This is a genomic window from Achromobacter sp. GbtcB20 (genome assembly GCF_019091095.1).
GTDB classification, from domain to species: domain Bacteria; phylum Pseudomonadota; class Gammaproteobacteria; order Burkholderiales; family Burkholderiaceae_B; genus Achromobacter; species Achromobacter mucicolens.
In genome coordinates, this window is sequence record NZ_JAGXJZ010000003.1 from 78094 (window position 1) to 101099 (window position 23006).

General features: G+C 62.8%; 19 protein-coding genes and 1 tRNA gene. 19 read left to right on the top strand and 1 reads right to left on the bottom strand.

Going from position 1 to position 23006, the window contains the following annotated elements; all coding sequences use genetic code 11:
- The first annotated feature begins 3 nt into the window (after positions 1–3).
- The 15 genes from KVT32_RS05620 to KVT32_RS05690 all read left to right on the top strand — a co-directional run bounded on the left by KVT32_RS05620 (position 4) and on the right by KVT32_RS05690 (position 17193).
- Positions 4–642 (top strand): tetratricopeptide repeat protein, encoded by a 639-nt coding sequence (locus tag KVT32_RS05620; protein ID WP_056315703.1) that lies wholly within the window; start codon positions 4–6, stop codon positions 640–642.
- 5 nt (positions 643–647) lie between these two features.
- The gene (gene bamB, locus KVT32_RS05625) at positions 648–1805 is read left to right on the top strand and encodes an outer membrane protein assembly factor BamB (protein ID WP_175157101.1); all 1158 of its coding nucleotides are present in this window, start codon (positions 648–650) and stop codon (positions 1803–1805) included.
- Between the two features lie 25 nt (positions 1806–1830).
- Positions 1831–3183, top strand: a complete 1353-nt coding sequence (gene der, locus KVT32_RS05630) for a ribosome biogenesis GTPase Der (RefSeq protein WP_175157102.1) — start codon at positions 1831–1833, stop codon at positions 3181–3183.
- Positions 3184–3186: 3 nt separating this feature from the next.
- Positions 3187–4260, top strand: a complete 1074-nt coding sequence (gene hisC / locus KVT32_RS05635) for a histidinol-phosphate transaminase (protein WP_152383922.1) — start codon at positions 3187–3189, stop codon at positions 4258–4260.
- A gap of 157 nt (positions 4261–4417) precedes the next feature.
- Positions 4418–4654, top strand: coding sequence for an RNA chaperone Hfq (hfq, locus tag KVT32_RS05640; RefSeq protein ID WP_006218585.1), 237 nt, complete (start codon positions 4418–4420; stop codon positions 4652–4654).
- 84 nt (positions 4655–4738) lie between these two features.
- Positions 4739–5845 carry a GTPase HflX gene (hflX, locus tag KVT32_RS05645; protein WP_062842027.1) on the top strand — a complete coding sequence of 369 codons (1107 nt, stop codon included), beginning with the start codon at positions 4739–4741 and terminating at the stop codon, positions 5843–5845.
- A complete protein-coding gene (hflK, locus tag KVT32_RS05650; protein WP_152383923.1) occupies positions 5811–7109 on the top strand; it encodes an FtsH protease activity modulator HflK in 1299 nt (432 codons plus the stop codon). Before hflX ends, hflK begins: the two co-directional genes overlap by 35 nt.
- An 18-nt stretch (positions 7110–7127) precedes the next feature.
- Positions 7128–8030 (top strand): protease modulator HflC, encoded by a 903-nt coding sequence (gene hflC, locus KVT32_RS05655; protein WP_056315716.1) that lies wholly within the window; start codon positions 7128–7130, stop codon positions 8028–8030.
- 265 nt (positions 8031–8295) lie between these two features.
- A complete protein-coding gene (locus KVT32_RS05660) occupies positions 8296–9453 on the top strand; it encodes an ATP phosphoribosyltransferase regulatory subunit (protein WP_062842025.1) in 1158 nt (385 codons plus the stop codon).
- Positions 9454–9529: 76 nt separating this feature from the next.
- Positions 9530–10825: an adenylosuccinate synthase gene (locus KVT32_RS05665; RefSeq protein ID WP_056315722.1), complete on the top strand. Its 1296-nt coding sequence runs from the start codon at positions 9530–9532 to the stop codon at positions 10823–10825.
- Positions 10826–10906: 81 nt separating this feature from the next.
- Entirely contained in the window at positions 10907–11449 is a 543-nt protein-coding gene (locus KVT32_RS05670) for a phosphoribosyltransferase (RefSeq protein WP_056315724.1), read from the top strand.
- Positions 11450–11788: 339 nt separating this feature from the next.
- Positions 11789–12001: a 30S ribosomal protein S21 gene (rpsU, locus tag KVT32_RS05675; RefSeq protein ID WP_006218592.1), complete on the top strand. Its 213-nt coding sequence runs from the start codon at positions 11789–11791 to the stop codon at positions 11999–12001.
- Positions 12002–12020: 19 nt separating this feature from the next.
- Positions 12021–14096: a DNA primase gene (gene dnaG, locus KVT32_RS05680; protein ID WP_217617809.1), complete on the top strand. Its 2076-nt coding sequence runs from the start codon at positions 12021–12023 to the stop codon at positions 14094–14096.
- Positions 14097–14839: 743 nt separating this feature from the next.
- On the top strand, positions 14840–17107 hold the full coding sequence (gene rpoD, locus KVT32_RS05685; RefSeq protein ID WP_217617810.1) for an RNA polymerase sigma factor RpoD: 2268 nt from the start codon (positions 14840–14842) through the stop codon (positions 17105–17107).
- A gap of 7 nt (positions 17108–17114) precedes the next feature.
- Positions 17115–17193, top strand: a tRNA-Ile gene (locus KVT32_RS05690).
- Here the strand turns inward: KVT32_RS05690 and KVT32_RS32070 are convergent.
- Positions 17188–17382 carry a hypothetical protein gene (locus tag KVT32_RS32070; protein ID WP_254636779.1) on the bottom strand — a complete coding sequence of 65 codons (195 nt, stop codon included), beginning with the start codon at positions 17380–17382 and terminating at the stop codon, positions 17188–17190. The two genes, KVT32_RS05690 and KVT32_RS32070, sit on opposite strands and share 6 nt — an antisense overlap.
- Positions 17383–17687: 305 nt before the next feature.
- Between KVT32_RS32070 and KVT32_RS05700 the strand changes: the two genes are divergently transcribed.
- The 4 genes from KVT32_RS05700 (at position 17688) to KVT32_RS05715 (ending at position 22983) form a co-directional block, all read left to right on the top strand.
- Positions 17688–18026 carry a DUF6693 family protein gene (locus KVT32_RS05700; RefSeq protein WP_056315730.1) on the top strand — a complete coding sequence of 113 codons (339 nt, stop codon included), beginning with the start codon at positions 17688–17690 and terminating at the stop codon, positions 18024–18026.
- 304 nt (positions 18027–18330) lie between these two features.
- Positions 18331–20916 (top strand): autotransporter outer membrane beta-barrel domain-containing protein, encoded by a 2586-nt coding sequence (locus KVT32_RS05705; RefSeq protein WP_217617811.1) that lies wholly within the window; start codon positions 18331–18333, stop codon positions 20914–20916.
- 385 nt (positions 20917–21301) lie between these two features.
- The gene (locus KVT32_RS05710) at positions 21302–21568 is read left to right on the top strand and encodes a hypothetical protein (protein WP_056315734.1); all 267 of its coding nucleotides are present in this window, start codon (positions 21302–21304) and stop codon (positions 21566–21568) included.
- 14 nt (positions 21569–21582) lie between these two features.
- Positions 21583–22983: a pilus assembly protein TadG-related protein gene (locus KVT32_RS05715; RefSeq protein ID WP_217617812.1), complete on the top strand. Its 1401-nt coding sequence runs from the start codon at positions 21583–21585 to the stop codon at positions 22981–22983.
- Positions 22984–23006 lie beyond the last annotated feature (23 nt).

The window sequence follows — 23006 nt, forward strand, 5'->3', positions numbered from 1 at the left end:
CGCATGGCATACGATCTTGAAGAACAGGAAAAACTCGACGCTATCAAGGCGTGGTGGGCCCGCTATGGCACGCTTCTGCTGACGCTGGCGACGGCAGTGCTCCTGGCCTGGGGCGGCTGGTGGGGCTGGAAGGCGTACGAATCGCACCAGGCCAACCAGGCAATGGGCTACTTCGAAGCGCTGGAAGACGCGGCCCGCCTGGGTGGCGCCGATTCCTCGGTGCGTATCAAGACCGCAGCCTCGACGCTGCGCGAAAAGTATCCCAACACCGGCTACGCCGCGCGTGGCGCTCTGGTGGCCGCGCAGGCCCTGCAGGCGCAGAAGGATGACGCCGGCGCCCGCGAACAGCTCGAATGGCTGGCCGGTCAGAACAAGAACCCCTCCATGCAAGCCGTGGCGCGCCTGCGCCTGGCCGGCATGATGCTGGACCAGAAGCAATACGACGCCGCGCTGGCGCAGCTGAACAATCCGCCGGCCGCCTTCGCCGCCTTGTTCGCTGACCGCCGCGGCGACGTGCTGGCTGCGCAAGGCAAGCGCGAGGAAGCGCGCGCGGCCTGGCAGAGCGCCATCGATGGCCTGGGTGCGGCCAATCCGTTGACCCAGGTTGTGCAACTGAAACTGGATGCCTTGAGCGGAGCGTGACTGTAATGCGTAAATTTGCACCTGGCCGTACGTGGCGCGGCGCCGTCCTCTTGGCGAGCCTGCTTGCCCTGGGCGGATGTGGCTTGTTCTCCCATGACGACGGCCGCTACGATCCGGCGCCCCTGACCGAATACAAGGCCGGCATGTCCGTGCGCCAGGTCTGGTCCACGTCCATCGGCAGCGGCTCGGGCCTGGGCTTCGCGCCCACCGTGCTGGGCGATGCCATCTACGCCGCCACGCCCGACGGCTCCGTCGGCAAGTTCGACCTGCAAAGCGGCCGCGCCATCTGGAAGGCCAAGGCCGAGGGCAAGCTGTCGGCGGGCGCCGGCAGCGACGGCACCACCACTGCGGTCGCTTCGCCCAACGGCGACGTCATCGCCTTTGACGACACCGGCAAGGTGAAGTGGAAGGTCCGCGCCACCAGCGACGTCACGATTCCGCCGGTCGTCGGCTACGGCATCGTCGTCGTGCGCAGCGGCGACTACCGCATCCAGGCTTTCGACGCGAACAGCGGCGAGCGCGTCTGGAGCGTGCAGCGTCCCGGCCCGTCGCTCGCCTTGCGCAGCGTCTCGCAAATGGTCCTGGCCGAAGGCCTCGTCATCACGGGCCTGCCCGGCGGCAAGATCATGGCCATCGCATCCAATAGCGGCAACGTGCAATGGGAAGGCACCGTGGCCACGCCGCGCGGTGCCAGCGACCTGGAGCGTCTGACCGACGTGGTGGGCGCGCCCCGGATCGCGGGCAACCTGCTGTGCGCGGTTGCTTATCAGGGACGCATCGTCTGCTTTGACGTCACCGCCGGTGGCCGTCCGCTCTGGACCAAGGATTTCTCCAGCGTCAGTGGCCTCACGCTCGATGACCGCTTCGCTTATGCCGCCGACCAGAACAGCGTGGTCAACGCGTTTGCGCTCGATAACGGGGGCAATGTCTGGAAACAGAGCGCTCTGAAGAACCGCCAGCTCACGGCTCCGGCTATGCTTGGGGGAGCGCTGGCTGTCGGCGATCTGGATGGTTACGTGCACTTCCTGTCGCGCAGCGATGGCAGCCTGATGGCGCGCCTGTCGGTGGGCGGCGGCGCAGTCGTGTCACCGCCGCAGACGACGCCCCAAGGTGTGCTGGTCCAGACGGGCAATGGCAATCTCGTCATGATCGGCGCCAACTGAAACTTATAAAACAAAGCCTTTTACCGTGTCTTTCAAGCCTGTCGTTGCCCTGGTCGGCCGCCCCAATGTGGGGAAATCGACCCTTTTCAACCGCCTGACGCGATCGCGCGCCGCGCTGGTGGCCGATTATTCCGGCCTGACCCGCGATCGCCATTACGGCGAGGGCAGGGTGGGCGATATTCCGTTCATCGCCATCGATACCGGCGGCTTCGAGCCCGTGGCCAAGGACGGCATCCTGTTGGAAATGGCCCGGCAGACCCGCCAGGCCATCGCCGAGGCGGACGTCGTCGTGTTCCTGGTGGATGCGCGCTCTGGCATCAATGCGCACGATCACGAGATCGCGCAACTGCTGCGCAAGTCCGGCCAGCAGCGCGTGCTCCTGGCGGTGAACAAGGCCGAAGGCATGGGCCTGGGTCCCGCCATCGCCGAATTCCATGAACTTGGCCTGGGCCAGCCGTATCCCATTTCGGCGGCGCACGGCGACGGCATCGTTGATCTCATCGAGCTGGCGCTCAAGGATCTGGCCGAGCCGCCCGTCGAAGAAGAACCGGCCGAAGAAGGCGAGCACGATCACCGCATCAAGCTGGCGATCGTGGGCCGTCCCAACGTAGGCAAGTCCACGCTCATCAATACGCTCATGGGCGAAGAGCGCGTGATTGCGTTCGACATGCCGGGCACGACGCGCGACGCCATCGAAATCGATTTCGAGCGCGACGGGCGCCGCTACACGCTGATCGACACGGCCGGGCTGCGCAAGCGCGGCAAGGTGTTCGAGGCGGTCGAAAAGTTCTCCGTCATCAAGACCTTGCAGGCCATCGAGGCCAGCAACGTCGTGCTGCTCATGCTCGACGCGCAAACCGAAATCTCCGAGCAGGACGCGCACATCGCCGGGTTCGTGCTGGAAACCGGCCGAGCCGTGGTCGTGGCCGTCAACAAGTGGGACGGCCTGGACGGCGAAGAAAAGGAACGCATCGAGCGCGAGTTCAACCGCAAGCTGCGCTTCCTGTCGTTCGCGCGCGTGCACACGATCTCGGCGCTGCGCGGGCAGGGCATCAAGCCCCTGCTCAAGTCCATCAATGCCGCCCATGCCGCGGCCTTTGCCAAACTGTCCACGCCCAAGCTCACGCGTGAGCTGCAGGCGGCGGTCGAACAGCAGCCGCCTCCGCGCAAGGGCATCTTCCGTCCCAAGATGCGCTACGCGCACCAGGGCGGACAGAACCCGCCGCTGGTCGTCATTCACGGCAACGCGCTGGACGCCATTCCCGATTCGTACCGCCGCTACCTCGAAACGCGTTTCCGCAATGCATTCGACTTGGCCGGCACGCCGCTGCGTATCGAATTCAAGTCCTCGCACAACCCTTACGCGCAGGAAAGCTGATCCATGAGCCGCTTCTGGAGTCCCGTTGTCGGGACGCTCAGTCCCTATGTGCCGGGCGAGCAGCCCAAGCTTCAGAATCTGGTCAAGCTGAACACCAACGAGCACCCTTACGGGCCGTCGCCCAAGGTGCTCGATGCGATCCGCGCCGCGTGCGACGATACGCTCAAGCTCTATCCGGACCCTTCCTCGGACCGCCTGCGCGAGGCCATCGCCGCCGCGGTCGGCGCGCAGCCGCAGCAGGTGTTCGTGGGCAACGGGTCGGACGAGGTCCTGGCGCATGCGTTTCTGGCCCTGCTCAAGCATGACCGTCCGCTGCGCTTTCCGGATATCACGTACAGCTTCTATCCCGTGTACTGCGGCCTGTACGGCATCGAATTCGAAACGATGCCGCTCACCGCGGACTTTTGCATCGACGTCGAAGACTACCTGCCCGCGCGCCACGGTCAGGCGGGCGCCATCATCTTCCCGAATCCCAACGCGCCCACCGGCCGGGCGCTCAGCGCCGCCGAGGTCGAGCGCATCGTCGCCGGCAATCCGGACACGGTCGTTGTCGTGGACGAGGCGTATGTGGATTTCGGCGCCGAATCGGTGATCCCGCTGGTCTCGCGCTACGACAACCTGCTGGTGGTGCAGACCCTTTCAAAGTCGCGTTCGCTTGCGGGCCTGCGGGTAGGCTTTGCCGTGGGCAGCGCCGCGCTGATCGATGGGCTTGAGCGGGTAAAGAACAGTTTCAACTCCTACCCCATCGATCGTTTGGCATCCGCCGGTGCAGTAGCGGCGCTGGAAGATACGGAGTACTTTGAGCAGACCCGCAAAGCCGTGATCGACACGCGGTCCCGCATGACCGCAGGGTTGCAGGCGCTGGGCTTCGAGGTGCTTCCTTCAGCGGCGAACTTCGTGTTCGCGCGCCATCAGTCAAAGGACGCCGCGACGCTTGCCGCCGCCCTGCGCGAGCGCAGCATCATCGTGCGTCATTTCCGTCATGCGCGGATCGATCAATTCCTGCGCATCACGGTGGGTACCGAAGCCCAGTGCGATCTGCTTCTGCAAGCGCTCCAGAGCATCCTGAAGGCGTGATTTTCAGAGGCATTTCAGCTGGAAAACTCTGGTCTCATTTTTGCTTCCCGGCCAAGTAGCACGGGCCGGGAAAACCCTGTAGAGTACGTGTTTCGGCGTGCACCACCAGTACAAAAAGCGCGTCATTACTCAATAACAAACAAATGGAGCCTGGCCAATGAGCAATAAAGGGCAAACTCTGCAAGATCCGTTCCTCAACACGCTGCGCAAGGATCATGTGCCCGTGTCGATCTACCTCGTGAACGGCATCAAGCTTCAAGGGCAAATCGAATCCTTCGACCAATACGTGGTGCTGCTGCGCAATACGGTCACCCAAATGGTTTACAAGCACGCCATTTCCACCGTCGTTCCCGCGCGCGCCGTCAACTTTCAAGTGGAAGTCCCTGCTGAGTAATCTCGCTCCAGCTTTACCTTTTATTGCCCGCCAGACGGTTCTCGTCGGCGGGCATTTTCGCTTTGGCTCGAATATGGTGCATGTATGCGCGCTCTGATCATCAGCGTGGATCTCGGCGATCCGGACTTCACGGCACACGCCGAGGAATTTGCCATGCTGGCCAAGGGCGCGGGCGCCGAAATCGTCGGCACCCTGACGGCCCGCCGCGATCGTCCCGACGCCAAGTTCTTCATCGGCTCCGGCAAGGCCGACGAGGGCGTCGCGATGGCGCAGGCGCTGCTTGCCGACATCATCCTTTTCGACCAGCCGCTTTCGCCAGCCCAGCAGCGCAACCTCGAACGCGCCTTCAACCTGCGCGTGGTGGATCGCGTTGCCCTCATCCTGGACATCTTCGCGCTGCGTGCAAAGAGCCACGAAGGCAAGCTGCAGGTCGAACTGGCCCAGCTTCAGCATCTGGCCACGCGCCTGACGCGCATGTGGAGTCACCTGGAACGGCAACGCGGCGGCATCGGGATGCGCGGGCCAGGTGAATCCCAGCTTGAAATGGACCGCCGCATGATCGGCGCCAAGGTCAAGACGCTGCGCGAACGGCTTGACAAGGTCGAGCGCCAGCGCATCACCCAGCGGCGCGCCCGCGCGCGGGGCGGTGCGTTGTCGGTGTCGCTGGTGGGTTACACCAACGCCGGCAAGTCGACGCTGTTCAACGCGCTGACCCGCGCGGACGCGTACGCGGCCGACCAGTTGTTCGCCACGCTGGACACGACGACCCGCCGCATCTGGATCGAAGGCGCCGGATCGGTGGTGGTGTCGGACACCGTGGGCTTCATCCGCGACCTCCCGCATAACCTGATTGCCGCCTTCCGCGCCACGCTCGAAGAAACCGTGCACGCGGATCTGCTGCTGCATGTGGTGGACTCGGCCAGTCCGCAGCGGGATGAGCAGATTTTCGAGGTCAACAAGGTTCTCGCCGAAATAGGCGCTGCCGCGATTCCAACCATTCTGGTATACAACAAGATCGACCGGGCGGGCCTGGACCCGCGGGTGGAGCGCGATGCACATGGTACGATTGCGCGAGTATTTGTAAGCGCCACCGAGCGCGCCGGTTTGGATGCGTTGCGCGGGGCAATTGCGGAAACCGGACAGATTGTGGGAAACAATGCCGCGAATTATCAAACTCTTCAATCTGAATGACCCCGGCTGGGGTCGCGGAAACAACAATGGCTCCGAGCCGCCGCCCAAGCGGCCCCAAGGCAATGGAGACGGCCCTCCGGACCTGGACGAGGTCTGGCGCGATTTCAATAATCGCATCGGGAACCTGTTCGGGCGCAAAGGCGGGGGCGGCAACAACCGGCCCGGCAATCGTGGTGGCATGACGCCGCCATCCCCGCGGGGCACACGCATCGGCCTGGGCGTCATTGCCCTGGTTGCGGCAGGTATCTGGCTGGCCAGCGGCTTCTACATCGTGCAAGAAGGCCAGGTCGCGGTCGTGACCCAGTTCGGCAAATACAAGAGCACGTCGCAAGCTGGTTTCCAGTGGCGCTTGCCTTATCCCATTCAAAGCCATGAAATCGTCAACGTGTCGCAACTGCGCACGTTCGAAGTCGGTTTCCGTGGCGGCGCGCGCAACAAGGTCCTGCCCGAAGCGCTGATGCTCACGACGGACGAGAACATCGTCGATATGCAGTTCGTCGTCCAGTACCGCCTGCGTGCGGACGGCGCGCCCGACTATCTCTTCAAGACGCGCGACCCGGACGAATCCGTGCGCCAGGCGTCGGAAACCGCCATGCGCGAAGTCGTGGGCAAGCAGTCGATGGACTTCGTGCTGTACGAAGGCCGTACGACGGTGGCCTCGCAGGTTCAGGCGCTGATGCAGCAGATCCTCGACCGCTACAAGACGGGCGTGCAGGTCAGCACCGTCGCCATCCAGAACGTGCAGCCGCCCGAGCAGGTCCAGGCCGCGTTCGACGACGCCGTGAAGGCCGGTCAGGATCGCGAGCGCCAGATCAACGAAGGCCAGGCCTACGCCAACCAGGTCGTGCCGCTGGCCAGTGGTCAGGCTTCGCGCATGATGGAGCAGGCCGAAGGCTACAAGGCCAAGGTCGTGGGCGATGCGCAAGGTAATACCTCGCGCTTTACCAGCATCCTGGGCGAATACGAAAAGTCTCCCCAAGTCATGCGCCAGCGCATGTACCTGGAAAGCATGCAGGACATCTTCACCCGCGCCAGCAAGGTCATGGTCGACACCAAGAGCAACAACAACATGTTGTATCTGCCCTTGGACAAGATCATGCATCTCGCCGCTCAGGACGCAGGCAAGTCGAATATCGGCAGCTCCGGCTCGCCGGTGGCCAACCCGCCTGTCCAGCAGCCTTCGCGCGGTTCGGCCGCGCCGGTGCCGCAGCCTTCCGGCAGCAGCAATAGCAACACGCTGCCCCGCGACCGTATGTCGCGCTAATCCGGAGGAGTCCTGAACATGAATCGTCTTATGCCCATCCTGGTCGGCCTGCTCATCGTGCTGGCCCTCCTTTCCTCCAGCGTTTTCGTGGTCCGCGAGCGCGACTATGCCCTGGTGTTCTCGCTAGGTGAGGTCCGCCGCGTCATCAGTGAACCTGGCCTGTACTTCAAGGTTCCGCCGCCTTTCCAGAATGTCGTCACGCTCGACAAGCGCATTCTGACCATCGAGACCAACGAAGCCGAGCGCATCCAGACTTCCGAAAAGAAGAACCTGCTGATCGACTCGTACGTCAAGTGGCGCATTGCGGATCCCCGTCTGTTCTACGTGACGTTCGGCGGCAACGAGCGTGCGGCGCAAGAGCGTCTGCAAGCCCAGATCCGCGACGCCCTGAACGCATCGGTCAACGTGCGTACGGTGCGCGACGTGGTCTCGACCGAACGCGACAAGATCATGACGGAGATCCTGGACAACGTCGCCAAGCGCGCCGAGCCGCTGGGCGTGCAGATCGTTGACGTGCGTCTGCGCCGCATCGAGTTCGCGCCGGAAATTTCCGAGTCGGTGTACCGCCGCATGGAAGCCGAGCGTACTCGCGTGGCGAACGAACTGCGCTCGATCGGCGCCGCCGAAGGCGAGAAGATCCGCGCCGAGGCCGACCGCCAGCGCGAGGTCATCGTGGCTCAGGCGTACGCCAAGGCCCAGGGCATCATGGGTGAGGGCGACGCCGCTGCGGCAGCCATCTACGCCCAGGCTTATGGCAAGAATCCGGACTTCTATACGTACTACAAGAGCCTGGAAGCCTATCGCGCCTCGTTCTCCAAGCCGGGCGACGTGCTGGTGGTGGACCCCAGCTCCAGCTTCTTCCAGTTCATGAAGGATCCGGCAGGCGCCGCGCTGGCTCCGGTCACGGTGCCGGCCAAGTAACCGGCAGCAGCCGGCACGAACGAAAAAGCCCCTCGGGTACCCGAGGGGCTTTTCTGCTTCTGGCGGGATGCTCCCTTACGGGGATCGGGGACGCCGCGGGCACTGGACATGCCCGTCCCCCGGGTGGCGCTTGCCGCTGAACCATGTACAATACCGCGTAAGCTATAAAACATTCCGCAGCGGCTGAGCGGGCTTACGCCCCTCAGCCGCTTTTCGTTTGGGCGACGCCCACGCATCACTTGGCGTTATTCAGGTAAACACATTCATGGGTAACTGGCTGCTGCCCGAAAGCCTCGCCGACGTACTTCCGGCAGAGGCCCGGCGCATCGAGGAACTGCGCCGCGAACTTCTCGATCTTTACCGTACATACGGGTTCGAGCTGGTCGCGCCGCCCCTGGTCGAGTACATCGATTCATTGCTGTCGGGCACCGGCAGCGATCTGGATCTGCGCACCTGCAAGCTGATTGACCAGCTTTCGGGCCGCACGCTGGGCGTGCGCGCGGACATGACTCCCCAGGTCACGCGCATTGACGCGCACTTGCTCAACCGCGCGGGCGTCACCCGCCTGTGTTATTGCGGCAATGTGCTGCATGCCCGTCCCTCGGACTTGCTGTCCAGCCGCGAGTTGCTGCAGATCGGCGCCGAAATCTACGGCCATGCCGGATTCGAAGCCGATCTGGAAATCATCCAGCTGGTGCTGGAAACCGTTGCCATCGCCGGCGTTCGCAATCCGCGCCTGGATCTGAATCACCCCGGTGTGCTGCGCGCGATCCTGAAGTCGGATCCGGCGGCTGCCGAGCTGGCGCAGGATGCGATCCGGCTGATGCGCGACAAGGATGTGCCCGGACTGGGCGAGCTGGCGGCGCGCGCGCCCGGCATCCGTCCGGAAACGCTGAAGGCGCTGCAATTGCTGCCCACGCTGTACGGTGGTCAGGACGTGCTGAAGATCGCCCGCCGTGACCTGCCGGCGCTGCCGGGTATCGCCGAGGCGCTCGACGCCCTTCAGGCAGTGGTCGACGCCATGCCCAACGTGTCTTTCAGTGTCGATCTGGCCGACGTCGGTGGTTACGCTTACCACTCGGGCGTCAAGTTTGCGCTGTACGCTGAAGGCTGGCACGACGCGTTGGTCAGCGGTGGCCGCTACGATGACGTCAGCCACGCGTTTGGCCGGTCGCGTCCGGCCACGGGCTTCAGTCTTGATTTACGCAAGCTGGCGGCGGGTCTGCCGCCGGCGGAAAGGGCGCGAGCGGTTCGCGCGCCTTGGGGGCAGGCCCCCGCTCTGACCGAGGCGGTTCGCCGCTTGCGCCGGTCAGGGGAAATCGTCGTTCAGGTATTGCCCGGTCACGAGCAGGATCAGGACGAATTCGTTTGCGATCGCGAGCTGGCGCTGCAGGATGGCGTCTGGACGGTCAAAACGCTGTGACTAACTCCCTCTCGGAAACGAGAGGGCCGCGGGGAGATTTCCGGATTTCCCGAGAAACTCGAAATTGATTCGTATCATGAGCAAGAACGTAGTCGTAATCGGCACCCAATGGGGTGACGAGGGCAAGGGCAAGATCGTCGACTGGCTGGCGGAATCCGTCCAGGGCGTGGTCCGCTTCCAAGGCGGTCACAATGCCGGCCATACGCTGTGGATCAACGGCAAGAAGACGATTCTTCGCCTGATCCCGTCGGGCATCATGCACCCCGGTGTCACCTGCTTCATCGGCAATGGCGTCGTGCTGTCCCCGGAAGCCCTGCTCAAGGAAATCGAAGAGCTTGAGGCCGCCGGCCTGGACGTGCGTTCGCGCCTGCAGATCTCCGAGATCTGCCCGCTGATCCTGCCGTACCACGTCGCCATCGACAAGGCGCGCGAAGCGCGCAAGGGCGAGGGCAAGATCGGCACGACGGGCCGTGGCATCGGCCCGGCCTACGAAGACAAGGTCGCCCGCCGCGCCCTGCGCGTGCAAGACCTCTTCAATCCGGCGCTCTTTGACGAAAAGCTCGCCGAAGTGCTGGATTACCACAACTTCGTGCTGACCCAGTACCTGGGCGCCGAAGCGGTCTCGGCCAACGAAGTGCGCGATCAGGCCATGGCCTTGGCGCCGGCCATCGCCCCGATGGTCAAGGACGTCTCCAGCAACCTGTACGCCATGCAGCAGGAAGGCAAGCGCCTCCTGTTCGAAGGCGCGCAAGGCGCGCTGCTGGACGTCGATCACGGCACTTATCCCTTCGTCACCAGCAGCAACTGCGTTGCGGGCGCGGCCTCGGCAGGCGCCGGCGTCGGCCCCCAGCAACTGGATTACGTGCTGGGCATCACCAAGGCGTACACCACGCGCGTTGGCTCGGGCCCGTTCCCCACGGAACTGGTCGACGAGATCGGCACCCGTCTGGCCACCATCGGCAAGGAATTCGGTTCGGTCACGGGCCGTCCGCGCCGTTGCGGCTGGTTCGACGGCGCCGCGCTGAAGCGCTCGGTCCGCCTGAACGGCATTTCCGGCCTGTGCATCACCAAGCTGGACGTGCTGGACGGTCTGGAAACCATCCAGTTGGGCGTCGGCTACCGCGTCAACGGTGAATTCCGCGACGTGCTGCCCTACGGCGCGCACGCCGTTGCGCAAGCGCAACCGGTGCTCGAAGAGCTGCCCGGCTGGAGCGAATCCACCGTCGGCATCACCGAATACGCCAAGCTGCCCGCCGCCGCGCGCCGTTATCTGGAGCGTGTCGCCGAAGTCTGCGGCGTGCCGATCGACCTGGTGTCCACCGGTCCGGACCGCAACGAGACCATTGTTTTGCGTCATCCCCTGAAGGGCTGACATCGGGTTATTATTCCCAAGGCCGCCGCCGGTCATACCGGCGGCGGCCTTTTCGTATTTTTGTGCAGGAGATGCTTGCCTATGAGCACGCCGACCAGTGACGATAGCCACCTGTGGGTAACGTGGGACGATTACAACCGCTTGATCGAGCGCCTTACTTTGCAGGTGCACCAGTCGGGCTGGAAGTTTGACAAGATTCTTTGCCTGGCGCGCGGCGGTATGCGCGTGGGTGACGTCATGTCGCGTATTTTTGATGTGCCGCTGGGCATTCTTGCCACCAGCAGCTATCGCGAGGCGGCTGGCACCAAGCAAGGCGACATGGACATCGCTCAGTTCATCACCATCACCCGCGGCACGCTGTCTGGCCGGGTGTTGCTGGTGGACGACATGGTCGATACCGGCAAGACCTTCAATAAGGTCTTCGATCACCTGAAGAGCCAGTTCGCTGATATCACCGAATTGCGCAGCGCCGTGCTGTGGTGGAAGGGGCATTCCCTGGCAACGCCCGACTATTACGTCGAGAAGCTGCCCACGAATCCCTGGATTCACCAGCCTTTCGAAGACTACGACAGCTTGCGTCCCCATCAATTGGAAGCCTGGATCCGCAAGGGTTCCCAGAGCTGATAGCAGGCAGGAAAAGGGCGGGGCCCAGGGCGCGGACTGTCCCTGGCAGTAGTCAAACCGTCCTTGACCATGCTAGAATCGCTGGTTATCGCTAAACCGAACTTGGCTTGTTACTCTTTGGGTAGTCTTTGGGTAACGGAAACAGCCAGCTCAAATCCGGGTGAACGCATGCCCGGGTTGCGCTTTCAAGGTTCACAGTTCGCGGTACTTGCCTATTGGCGGTTTGCAGGTCTTATCGCCAGAGGCCGTCTTCGCGTACCTGGGGCCGCGCAGCGTTGCTGGAAAAGCAAGCCAGGTTTGTCATCAACTTTGTTACCCTACAAGCAGGCCAATTACTTTATGCCTATCGTTCGACTGAAGGAAAACGAACCGTTTGAAGCCGCTCTGCGCCGCTTCAAGCGCACCATCGAAAAGACCGGTTTGCTCACCGAACTGCGCTCGCGCGAGTTCTATGAGAAGCCCACCGCCGAGCGCAAGCGCAAGCATGCCGCCGCCGTGAAGCGTCACTACAAGCGCATCCGTAGCCAACAACTGCCCCCGCGCCTGTATTGATTTCTGATTCCCGAATCTATTGATTCCAGAATCATTCATCCAGGATTTGCTCGCCCGAGTCGACGTCGTCGACGTTGTCGGGCGATATGTGCAGTTGCGAAAGGGTGGGGCCAACTTGCTTGGCCTGTGCCCCTTTCATAACGAAAAAAGCCCCTCGTTCACTGTCAGCCCCACCAAGCAGTTCTATCACTGCTTCGGTTGTGGAGCGCATGGCAGCGCCATCACCTTCCTGATGGAACATACGGGCGCCAGTTTCCCCGACGCCGTGCGTACGCTCGCGGCGTCGGCGGGAATGACGGTCCCCGAAGAAAACCGCAGTCCCCGCCAGCAGCAGGAGTCCGCGCGCCGCAAGGCCGAGGAATCCCGGCACACCCAGGTGCTGGACGCTGCCCAAGCCCATTACCTGAAACTGTTGCGCGCTTCGCCCGCCGCCGTCCGCTATTTGAAGCAGCGCGGCCTGACTGGCGAGATCGCCGCGCATTTCGGCCTGGGCTGGTCAGGCACGGACCGGCACGGTCTGTCCCAGGTGTTTCCGAACTACGAGGACCCCACGTTGGTGGAGTCCGGCCTCGTCATCGAGTCCGAGGACGGGCGGCGCTACGATCGCTTTCGCGAACGGGTGATGTTTCCGATCCGCAATGCGCGGGGAAGCCTCATCGGGTTTGGCGGCCGGATCATCGGCAAAGGCGAGCCCAAGTACCTGAACTCTCCTGAAACTCCCCTGTTTTCGAAGGGGCAGGAGCTCTACGGGTTGTGGGAGGCACGCCAGGCCATCCGTCAGGAAGGCCAGGTGATTGTCGTCGAGGGCTACATGGACGTGGTCGGCTTGGCGCAGCAGGGCATTGCCAATGCCGTTGCCACGCTCGGCACCGCCACCACGCCGGATCACGTCAAGAAGCTCTTGCGCGCCAGCGACAAGGTCATCTTCAGCTTCGATGGCGACAAGGCCGGCCGGCGCGCCGCCTGGCGTGCGCTGCAGGCCTGTCTGCCGGTGCTTCGGGATGACATCGCGATCCGGTTCCTCTTCCTGCCGGCGGAGCATGATCCCGATTCGTATGTGCGCGAATTGGGCGCCGAAGCGTTCCGCGCGTGTCTGGGCGACGCCGTGGCGCTGTCGCGCTTCTTGTTGGACGAATTGGCGTCGCGTCACAACATGACCGAGGCCGAAGGGCGCGCCAGTTGTCTGCACGAGGCCAAGCCGCTGCTGGCAACGATCCCCGAATGCGCGTTGCGCGTGCAGATCGAACGGGAAATGGCCAAGCTGGTGCAATTGACGCCCGAGGAAATGGCGCAGGTTCTGGCGCAACAGCCTGCCAAACCATTTGCGCCGGCCGCGCGGCCCGCGTCGGGCGGTGCCGAGTCCGGTATGGCACCGGGCGGCGAGCCGAGCCACGACGGCGGTCCGCCGGACATGGGCTACGACTACGGCAACCACGACTTCCACGACATTCCCGCCGACGAGTCCGACGATTACGGCCAGTACGCCTCGCATGGCGAAGCGTCTGGTGGCGGATCTGCGGGCTGGCAGCCAGGCGCCAAGCAGGAATGGAAGGGCAAGAGCGATTGGAAAGGCAAGAGCGACTGGAAGGGCAAGGGTGATTGGAAGGGCGGCAAGGGCAACTGGAAAGGCCGGCGCGACAACGATGTTGGCGGCTTCGAGGGGCGCCGCACCATGCCGTCGCTGGCCAAGCGGCTCTTGAGCCTGCTGCTCGCGCATCCCGAGCTGGTCGACTCCATGGGCGATCAGCAGCTTGAAGTCATCGACCATGGCCCCCATCTGGGATTGGTACGAGACCTGATCATGCTGGCGCAATCCAGCGGCGCGCGCCATGTCGGCGCCTTGCTGGAGGCTGCGGAGCCGGACTCGGACCTTGCAACCGTATTGAAGGGGCTGCGGGCGGACATCCTGGCGCAGGAAGACCTGCCCGACCCGCAGACGGAATGGGACGATGCGTTGCGGCGGATCGAGTTCGATTCGGCGAAAAATGAAATGGCCAAGCTGGCGGCTTCCGGACTGGCTTCGGAAGAGGCTCGCAAGCGGTATCTTGAGCTCTCCCGCCGCATGACCTTGCTGAAAGGTGCCGGAATACGCTAAATACGCTAAAATCAAAGGTTTTCCGCTCATGCGGGGGCCTGTGAGGCCAGCGCAGGGCTGGCGCAGTTCGGCCAAGCGCGGATGCCGCCATTGCCAGCTGTGCCCGACTGTTGCATGATCGCTGGAAATTCAAGGTCGATTGGTGGCGGATTGTTCGCCAGATCGATGCAGCAAGAGCAGGAACGTGACACGAAGTCCGGCAACTGGAATCTATTCCGGAAGGCGGAATCTAATGATTTATGTACCAATTTGACGAGAGCGGCCTGAAGCTCGGGCATCCCGGTTATTGAGCCCAGGCGGCATCGCTAACCACTAAAAAAGGTTAGAAACGGGACGCGTGCGTCAAAATTGTTACATCGTTAATTAATATAGCTGAGCGGTGGATCAAAAGCAGTTCAGCGGCGGTAACTCCGCGTGGCGTGAGTGGTTTGGGTGCTGTGTATACGTAGCTGCTTGGGGCAATGGCCCGATAAGCGAGCAAAGCCTATTTATAGGCAGGCAGCCCCCCCAACGTCCGGAACCCGCCGTTGAATGAGGTCATGCACGTCGGGCGTCAGAACGGTCAAGAACCGGAGACGTCGCCAGACGGGCTCGCAAGAGCCGGTGCTGCGAACAACGCAGCCGCGTGATCTTCGCCGATCCACCAGATTTACCCGTATTCCATGCCGCACCGGATCCGTATCCGGCGCGGCGTTATGCGGTGCAACAAGCCCGAACGGGTTGCGACGACCACGGAAGCGACTATGACCAAATCCACCGGCAAATCCTCCTCTGCAATTGATGCGGCCGAAACCAAGGCTGTGGCGGCCAAACGCGCCGTCAGCATGGCCGCGGAAAAAGCGCCCGCCAAGACGGCGGTGAAGGTCGCCAAGCCCGCCGCCAAGACGGCCGCCAAAAAGGCGGCCAAAACGGCAGTTGCCGCGGACAAGCCCGAAAAGGTGACGAAGGCCCGCGCCAAGAAAGCCGAAGACAAACTGGCCGATCTGGTCGGCAGCGCGCGTCCCGCGCCGAGCGGCCGCCGTCCGGGCCGCCCCGCCAAGAACGCCAACAACGACTCCGACGGTTTCGACGATCCGATGGACGGCGAAGGCGAAGTCCTGCCCGATCTGAAGCCGCCCAAGCGCGGCGGCAAGCGCGGCAAGGCCGATCCCAAGGACCTGATCGCCCGTGGCCCCGTCACGCCGGAAGAATACGAAGCGCGCCGCAATCGCCTGAAGCAGCTGATCAAGCTGGGCAAGGACCGCGGTTACCTGACGTACGGCGAAATCAACGACCATCTGCCCGACGACCTGGTCGATGCCGAAGCCATCGACGGCATCATCAGCACGTTCAGCGATATGGGTATCGCGGTCTATGACCAGGCCCCCGACGCCGAAACCCTGCTGATGAGCGAGAACGCGCCGGTTGCGTCCAACGACGACGACGTCGAAGACGAAGCCGAAGCTGCGCTCACCACCGTGGACTCCGATTTCGGCCGCACCACCGACCCGGTCCGCATGTACATGCGCGAAATGGGCTCGGTCGAGCTGCTGACCCGCGAAGGCGAAATCGAGATCGCCAAGCGTATCGAAGACGGCCTGAAGCACATGGTCATGGCCATCTCGGCCTGCCCGACCACCATCAACGAAATCCTGGCCCACATCACGCGCGTGCGTGAGGGACAGGCGCAGATCGACGAAGTCGTCGACGGCCTGGTCGATCCGGAAGACGGCGAAGAATACGCCGGCGCCGGCGTCACCGCCGATGAAGACGAAAGCGACGACGGCCCCGCCGGCGGCATGTCCAGCAAGCAGCTGGAAGACCTGCGCGTCAAGGCGCTGGCCAAGTTCGACGAAGTGGGCAAGCAGTTCGACAAGATGCGCCTGTCGTACGAGAAGGACGGCTACAAGTCGGACATCTACGTGCGCGCCCAGGAATCGATCCAGAACGAACTGATGGGCATCCGCTTCACCGCCAAGATGGTGGAAAAGCTGGCCGACACGCTGCGCAACCAGGTTGAAGAAGTGCGTCAGCTCGAGCGCGCTGTTCTGCACACGTGTGTGGACCGTGCCGGCATGCCGCGCCTGCACTTCATCAAGGTGTTCCCCGGCAACGAAACCAACCTGCAGTGGGTCGTCGACGAAGTGGCCGCCGGCCATTCGTACGCCGAAACGCTGGAGCGCCAGATTCCCGCCGTGCAGGAACTGCAGCAAAAGCTGATCGACCTGCAAACGCGCGTCGTGCTGCCGCTGAAGGACCTGAAGGACGTCAACAAGCGCATGGCCACCGGCGAAGCCAAGGCTCGCAAGGCCAAGCGCGAAATGACCGAGGCCAACCTGCGTCTGGTGATCTCGATCGCCAAGAAGTACACGAACCGTGGCCTGCAGTTCCTCGACCTCATCCAGGAAGGCAACATCGGCCTGATGAAGGCCGTGGACAAGTTCGAATACCGCCGCGGCTACAAGTTCTCGACCTACGCAACGTGGTGGATCCGTCAGGCCATCACGCGTTCCATCGCCGACCAGGCGCGCACCATCCGTATTCCGGTTCACATGATCGAAACGATCAACAAGATGAACCGCATCAGCCGCCAGATCCTGCAGGAAACCGGCGCCGAGCCGGATCCCGCGACCCTGGCGCAAAAGATGGACATGCCCGAGGACAAGATCCGCAAGATCCTGAAGATCGCCAAGGAACCGATCTCCATGGAAACGCCCATCGGTGACGACGACGACTCGCACCTGGGCGATTTCATCGAAGACACGTCCACGCTGGCGCCTTCGGATGCGGCGCTGCATGGTTCGATGCGCGACGTCGTCAAGGAAGTGCTAGACTCTCTCACCCCGCGTGAAGCCAAGGTCCTGCGCATGCGTTTCGGCATCGAAATGAGCACCGACCAGACCCTGGAAGAAGTGGGCAAGCAATTCGACGTTACGCGCGAGCGCATCCGCCAAATAGAGGCTAAAGCGCTGCGCAAGCTGCGTCACCCCAGCCGGGCCGACAAGCTGAAGAGCTTCCTGGAAGGGCAGTAAATTTCCTGGGCCTCTAGCTCATGCCTGGTTAGAGCAGCGGACTCATAATCCGTTGGTGCCGAGTTCGACTCTCGGGGGGCCTACCAAGAATGACGCGGGTTTGCATGAAGTTCATGCAGCCCGCGTTTTCTTTTGTGTGGGGGATTTTTGCCAATCTGGCTGTGCGCCGTTTTGATGGCTTCAGTGGCCAAGTGCGCGTAGCGCTTGGTGCTGGCTGCTGACTTGTGCCCCAGCACGGCGCCCACGGTGTATAGGTCGACCTTGTCGTTGATCATCTGGCTCGCTGCGCTGTGTCGCAGGTCGTGAAAGCGCAGGTGGCCCCAGTATGCTGGAGTTGGTGAGCCATGTGCCCCGCAGCCGGACGCTTGAGCCGCGCGAGCGAGACGCCACGAGAAAGGCCGCGCAGGGGGAAGTGGGACAAATCTCCCTGGCTCTTGCACCTTGGACAAGTAGGAGCCGAGGCGCACTGGCGTGCCGATCCTTCGGCTTTGCCTGAGTATATTGAAGTCTCTTTTTGAAACAACTGCAAAAAAATGGTAAAAACTAAGGCTGTTATATAAGCCGCAGGAAGTTGCACACCATGAAGCAGTTGAAATTGAAGTCGGATCTCACCGTCGGAGACATCATCGGCCACGGGATTATCTGGATCCTCCTGAGTATCGTCACGTTGGGCCTAGCGCTTTTCGTGTTCCCGTATTACATGCAGCGTTTCATCATCAGCCGCACTTCGGTGCTCGATGATTCTGGACGCCGTGTTGGCCGCCTGCAATGCACCATCGATCTGGCCAGCATTATCGGAAATATCGTCATCTGGGCGATTATCTCTATCGTCACTTTCGGCATCGGGTATCTGATCTTCCTGTACAAGATCAACGCGCATTGCATGAATCACACTAAAGTGATTGACGTCACACTTTGACGCCGACGCTATGCCGCAGACGGCCGCCTCCGGGCGGTTTTTTTGTTTCCGGAGAGCAGGTGGCAGGAGAAAACTGTCCGCCGGGATGCGTGGGCAGCGGCTGGCAGCGTCACGTGAGGCTGCGCGACCCGTGCAGCGGTCCCATTCCTGATTGGTAACCCCGCGTAACACTTCCTCATCCAAAAGGACTATTCCCCAATAATCCTCAAAACCGCTCGTGGCTATGGGCGACGAGGGGAGGGTCCATCCGCCCCGTCTGATGTTTGGCATGTGCTGATACCGAAGCTCGATCGGAGGAAGTTTCATGAAAAACAACGCTCTGCCCGCCGGCGTACTGTCTTGTTCGTCGCTGCTCCCCCTCCTGGCATTTCCTTGGGTATCGGTCGCTCAGATCACAATCGAGAGTGGGCAGACGGTATCCGTTCCGGGAACTCAGGCTTCTCCCTGGAACATGAACGGCCCCCTCTTGGTTGGAAATACGGGAGCCGGTACGCTGAACGTGTTGAGTGGCGGTCTGGTGAATAGCCCGGATGCTTACCTGGGAGGTGTTTTCGGCGGTGCCGGGGTGGTGTCGGTGACCGGACCAAACGCGCGATGGGAAGTGTCCGCCAACAGCTTGAGTACGCTGAATGTTGGCTGGAGTGCAGCAGGGACGCTAACGGTTGCCGGTAGCGGTGTGGTCCAGAGTCAGCGCGGCGTTCTCGGGGAATTCGACGATGGCGTCGGCGTTGTGACCGTCACTGGCGCGGGCTCGCAATGGATAAACAATCAGCTGCTTTTCATCGGGATGTCGGGTGAAGGGAGTTTGAACATTGCGGACGGCGGCTATGTCTCGACGGGCTCAAGCGCCATTGGCGTATTTGGCGGCAAAGGAGCGGTGACGGTTCGCGGGGCCAATTCTCAATGGCTGTCCGGCTCGCCCATTCAGATTGGCTCATTCGGAAGTGGCAGTTTGACGATCTCGGAAGGCGGGAAGGTCATTGCTCCCGGCGCGTTGATAGGCCCAACAACTTCCGGGATCGGCAAGCTTGTCATCGGCAGCGATGCGGGCGCTGCGCCGGTCGCGCCTGGCACGCTGGAAACCTCGCGTGTTTCATTTGGCGCGGGCGACAGCCGCGTGATTTTCAATCACACGTCTTCCGGTTATGTGTTCGACGGGACGATCAACAACGGTGCCAACAATGCAGCAGGCTCCAATACCGGATTGGTCGGGGGCGGGCGGCTGGAGGCGATGGCGGGTCGCACCATCCTGAATGCGGACCACGGGGACTTCTCGGGCGCCGCGCAAATAGGCGGGGCGGGCATTCTGCAGGTCAATCGCGACCTGTCGGGCGCGGCGATGCAGATTCTCTCTGGCGGTACGTTGGAAGGGCGCGGACGGGTGGGCAGTGTCGTCAATGCAGGCTCCGTATCGCCCGGGGCCTCGTTGGGCACGCTGACCATCAGTGGGAACTACACGGGCAGCAGCGGTTCGCTGTTGCAGTTGGAGACGGTGCTTGGCAATGACGCGTCGCCTACCGACAAACTGGTTGTGACGGGCAATGTCGCGGGCAGTACGGCCGTCAAGGTCACCAATCTGAATGGCAGCGGGGCGCAGACGGTAAATGGCATTCGCGTCATTGAGGTCGGCGGCGCGTCGCCTGCGGGCGCGTTCAACCTTCGGGGCGATTATCGGGCCGAAAACGGTCGGCAAGCCGTGATTGCCGGCGCGTATGCGTACACGCTGCAACACGGCGGCAGCAATACGCCCACGGACGGTCACTGGTATCTCGTATCCGAATTCAAGGAACCGGAGACCGCTCCCGAACCGGAGCCAGGGCCGGGTCCTGATCCAGAGCCCGAACCCGAACCCGAACCCGAACCCGGGCCGGGCGCGCCGGTGGAGGAAATTCCCGGAAGTCCCGAAGAGGGGCCACGCTATCAGCCGGGCATACCGCTTTATGAGCAGTATCCCCAGGTGCTCGCTTCCCTCAATACGTTGCCGACGTTGCAGCAACGCGTCGGAAACCGGTTCTGGCGGACGGACGGTCAGCCCGCGGCCGAGGACAAATTCGGGGGGTGGGCTCGCATCCAAGGCGCCACCAGTTCCACGCGCCCGGCTCAGTCGGCGACGAAGTCGAGCCGGGATATCGATCTGTGGAAGCTGCAAACGGGCATTGACGTCGTCGCAAACCGCCAGCCCGATGGCTCGATGCTGGTAGCTGGCGTCAATCTTTCTCATGGCAACGCGTCGGCCGATATTGCGTCTCCGTATGGCCGGGGCAAGATCGACACGACTGGCACGGGTGTGGGCGCCAGCCTGACGTGGTACGGCGCCAGCGGGTTCTACGTGGACGGACAATTGCAGGCCATGTGGTTCGACAGCGACATCTCGTCGCGCACGATCGGGCGCGATGAGGTGAAGGGAAACAATGGAAACGGCGTCGCCATCTCGGTGGAGACAGGCTATCGCCATGACATCGGCACGGGCTTTTCGCTGACGCCGCAGGCGCAGTTGATACGCTCTCGAGTCGACTTCGACAGCTTTACGGACCCGTTCGGCGCCAAGGTGCGGCTTGACGATGGCGACAGTCTGATCGGACGTCTGGGCGTGTCGCTCGATTACGAACCTGAACGCTCCGTTGCGCAAGGGGCGGCCGGGCAAACGCATGTGTACGCCATCGCCAATCTGTACAACGAGTTCATGAATGGCACGAACGTCAACGTGGCGGGCGTGTCTTTTCGAAGCCGGGACGAGCGGCTGTGGGCCGAACTTGGCGTTGGCGGGACCTACCAATGGAACAAAGGGCGCTACGGCGTTTATGGAAACCTGAGCGTGGCCGGCGCAACCAACAACATGAGCGACAACCACGCCGTGGGCGGCATGATCGGCTTTCGCGTGCAGTGGTAGGGGCCAGTTGAGGTCGCAACGTCGTGTTGGAACCGTGACCGGCAGGGAAACGAGCACCCGCGACCAGGAACGCACCTACTAGGAAAGCGTCTCCAAATGGAAGAGCGCCCCAGCTCAAGATGAGTCTGAGGCGCTCCTGCCCGGCTTCGCACGCGATGGGTGTCAGACAGCCCGGCAACTCCAATCTACTGCTCGGACTTCAGCCCGGCAATAGGGGAAACCCTTGTCAAAAAAGGGGTGGGAACGTCATTGGCGCAGGACCTTCGAGGCATGCACATGCGTCAAGGGGGCGTGCGCGGATTTGTCCGTCTCGGCATCCACGAATTGTCCGCCCGCCGCCCGCTGGCGACACTGGCCTCCACGTTCAATGCACGGGAGAGCAGATATGTGGGGGCATCGAAAGCGCCAACTGGGACAGGGGATGACGGAGTACATCGTTGTCGTCGCGCTGGTCGCCGTGGCGGCGATCGCGGTTTATCAGTACTTCGGACAGGTCGTGCGTTCGCAGACGGCAGCCATGGCTCGCGAGCTTGCCGGCGAAGACGGCAGCACGCAATCCAAAGCGGCGCAGCAGGCGGCCCAAAAGGCGGCGGCCCAGACCAAGGCGCGGTCGCTCAAGTCATTTACCGGCAACGCCGAGATCGCGAATTGAACGCGCCGCCATCCATGTTCGACGATCAACAACGGGGCCAAGCCCTGGTCCTGGGTTTGATGGTCGCGGCCGTCGGCGTGGCGTCGCTCGTCGTCCTGTACAACGTTGGCCAGACCGTCGAAGCGCGCAGCCGCCTGACCCACGCCGCGGATGCGGCGGCCTATAGCGGTGCGCTCATGCAGGCGCGCGCGCTCAATGCCATCGCCTACGTGAATCGCAGCCAGATCGCGCATCAGGTTGCGATGGCGCATCTGGTGACGCTAGGGGCGTCGGCGCAATACCTCGATGCGTTGCAATCGCAGCGTCGGCGCGGCAATCCGCCAGCCGGCCTGATCGCGATGCTATTCGGGCCGGCTGCCGGGGCGTCCTACCAAGGGGCGCAGGCCCCTACGGACGCCGAAAGCCGTCTGGCGCGCGCGTTCGCGCAGCATGATCGCGTCGTGCATCAGGTGCTGGAAGCCGCGGCGCGAGCGATCACCGGCGATTTCATCATGTCTCGGGATCGTGTCATGCGCGAGGTGCTGGCTGCCAACTATCCCGAGTTTGGCAAGACTGGCCAGGACGCTGCATCCAGGGCTTCGCCGCTGGATCTGCGTGTGTTGACGGACGGCTGGCCGGGTTTCACGGAGCGCCAAGCCGCAACACGCAAGGCCGGCCTGCGGCCGGCTATTGAAAGCGCTGTGGCCCGCTATGGTTTCCTGGACCGCCGCAACACGACGCTACGCAACCCTTGGGTGGTCAGCACCCGGTGCCCGTGGCTTCGGCACGAACTCCGGCGGCGCGGCTCGACCTGGCTTGGGCCGGATGGCCATTGGGGCGCGTTGGACACGCAGTCCTACCATGCCCTGCGCTCGAACCGCTGGATTGGCTGCCACTTCCGCGAATACGCGATGGGGTGGGGCACCGTCCAGGGCAATAAAAGCCGTGCGCCCGACGACGTGGAATTCGTCGAAGATCCACCCGCAGACTTTTCGCAGGAAGACTTCTGGCGATGGGTGGAACACGCCACGGACTGGAACATCTTTGACGGAGCCAACAACCCCATGGCGAACTCCTACGCAATGGCTGGGGTGCGCCGTTGGCCCGGCGGCGGCTTGCCCGCCTACCGGGAAGTTGCGTCCAAGCGTCTTGCCGAGCCCTTGCGTTTCGCCGTGGCGGTTGGCCTGCAATCGTCCGTCGTCAAAACCACGGATGCCAGCAGCGCTGTGTCGGCGCCGATCGGTCAGTTCCGATATGCCGCACTGGGCCGAACGGGCGCCATCACCGTCAGTACGGCTGCCGAGACCTACTTTTCCCGGCCGGAGCGGCGCGCCGACGGGCGCCTGGAGCTCGCCACGCTTTTCCGGCCCTATTGGCAGGCTCGCCTTTCCGCAGTCACGCCGCAAGAGGAAGCATTGGCCAGGAGGCTGCCGTGATGCAACGCGGATCAAACGAACAA

Excerpts from the sequence above, each read along its gene's own strand:
- KVT32_RS05705 (WP_217617811.1), top strand. The coding sequence starts at position 18,331 with ATGAAAAACAACGCTCTGCCCGCCGGCGTACTGTCTTGTTCGTCGCTG.
- KVT32_RS05670 (WP_056315724.1), top strand. The coding sequence starts at position 10,907 with ATGAGCACGCCGACCAGTGACGATAGCCACCTGTGGGTAACGTGGGAC.
- KVT32_RS05660 (WP_062842025.1), top strand. The coding sequence starts at position 8,296 with ATGGGTAACTGGCTGCTGCCCGAAAGCCTCGCCGACGTACTTCCGGCA.
- hflK (WP_152383923.1), top strand. The coding sequence starts at position 5,811 with ATGCCGCGAATTATCAAACTCTTCAATCTGAATGACCCCGGCTGGGGT.
- KVT32_RS05665 (WP_056315722.1), top strand. The coding sequence starts at position 9,530 with ATGAGCAAGAACGTAGTCGTAATCGGCACCCAATGGGGTGACGAGGGC.
- KVT32_RS05620 (WP_056315703.1), top strand. The coding sequence starts at position 4 with ATGGCATACGATCTTGAAGAACAGGAAAAACTCGACGCTATCAAGGCG.
- KVT32_RS05710 (WP_056315734.1), top strand. The coding sequence starts at position 21,302 with ATGTGGGGGCATCGAAAGCGCCAACTGGGACAGGGGATGACGGAGTAC.
- KVT32_RS05700 (WP_056315730.1), top strand. The coding sequence starts at position 17,688 with ATGAAGCAGTTGAAATTGAAGTCGGATCTCACCGTCGGAGACATCATC.
- hisC (WP_152383922.1), top strand. The coding sequence starts at position 3,187 with ATGAGCCGCTTCTGGAGTCCCGTTGTCGGGACGCTCAGTCCCTATGTG.
- KVT32_RS05715 (WP_217617812.1), top strand. The coding sequence starts at position 21,583 with ATGTTCGACGATCAACAACGGGGCCAAGCCCTGGTCCTGGGTTTGATG.
- rpoD (WP_217617810.1), top strand. The coding sequence starts at position 14,840 with ATGACCAAATCCACCGGCAAATCCTCCTCTGCAATTGATGCGGCCGAA.
- KVT32_RS32070 (WP_254636779.1), bottom strand. The coding sequence starts at position 17,382 with ATGATCAACGACAAGGTCGACCTATACACCGTGGGCGCCGTGCTGGGG.
- hflC (WP_056315716.1), top strand. The coding sequence starts at position 7,128 with ATGAATCGTCTTATGCCCATCCTGGTCGGCCTGCTCATCGTGCTGGCC.
- rpsU (WP_006218592.1), top strand. The coding sequence starts at position 11,789 with ATGCCTATCGTTCGACTGAAGGAAAACGAACCGTTTGAAGCCGCTCTG.
- hflX (WP_062842027.1), top strand. The coding sequence starts at position 4,739 with ATGCGCGCTCTGATCATCAGCGTGGATCTCGGCGATCCGGACTTCACG.
- hfq (WP_006218585.1), top strand. The coding sequence starts at position 4,418 with ATGAGCAATAAAGGGCAAACTCTGCAAGATCCGTTCCTCAACACGCTG.
- bamB (WP_175157101.1), top strand. The coding sequence starts at position 648 with ATGCGTAAATTTGCACCTGGCCGTACGTGGCGCGGCGCCGTCCTCTTG.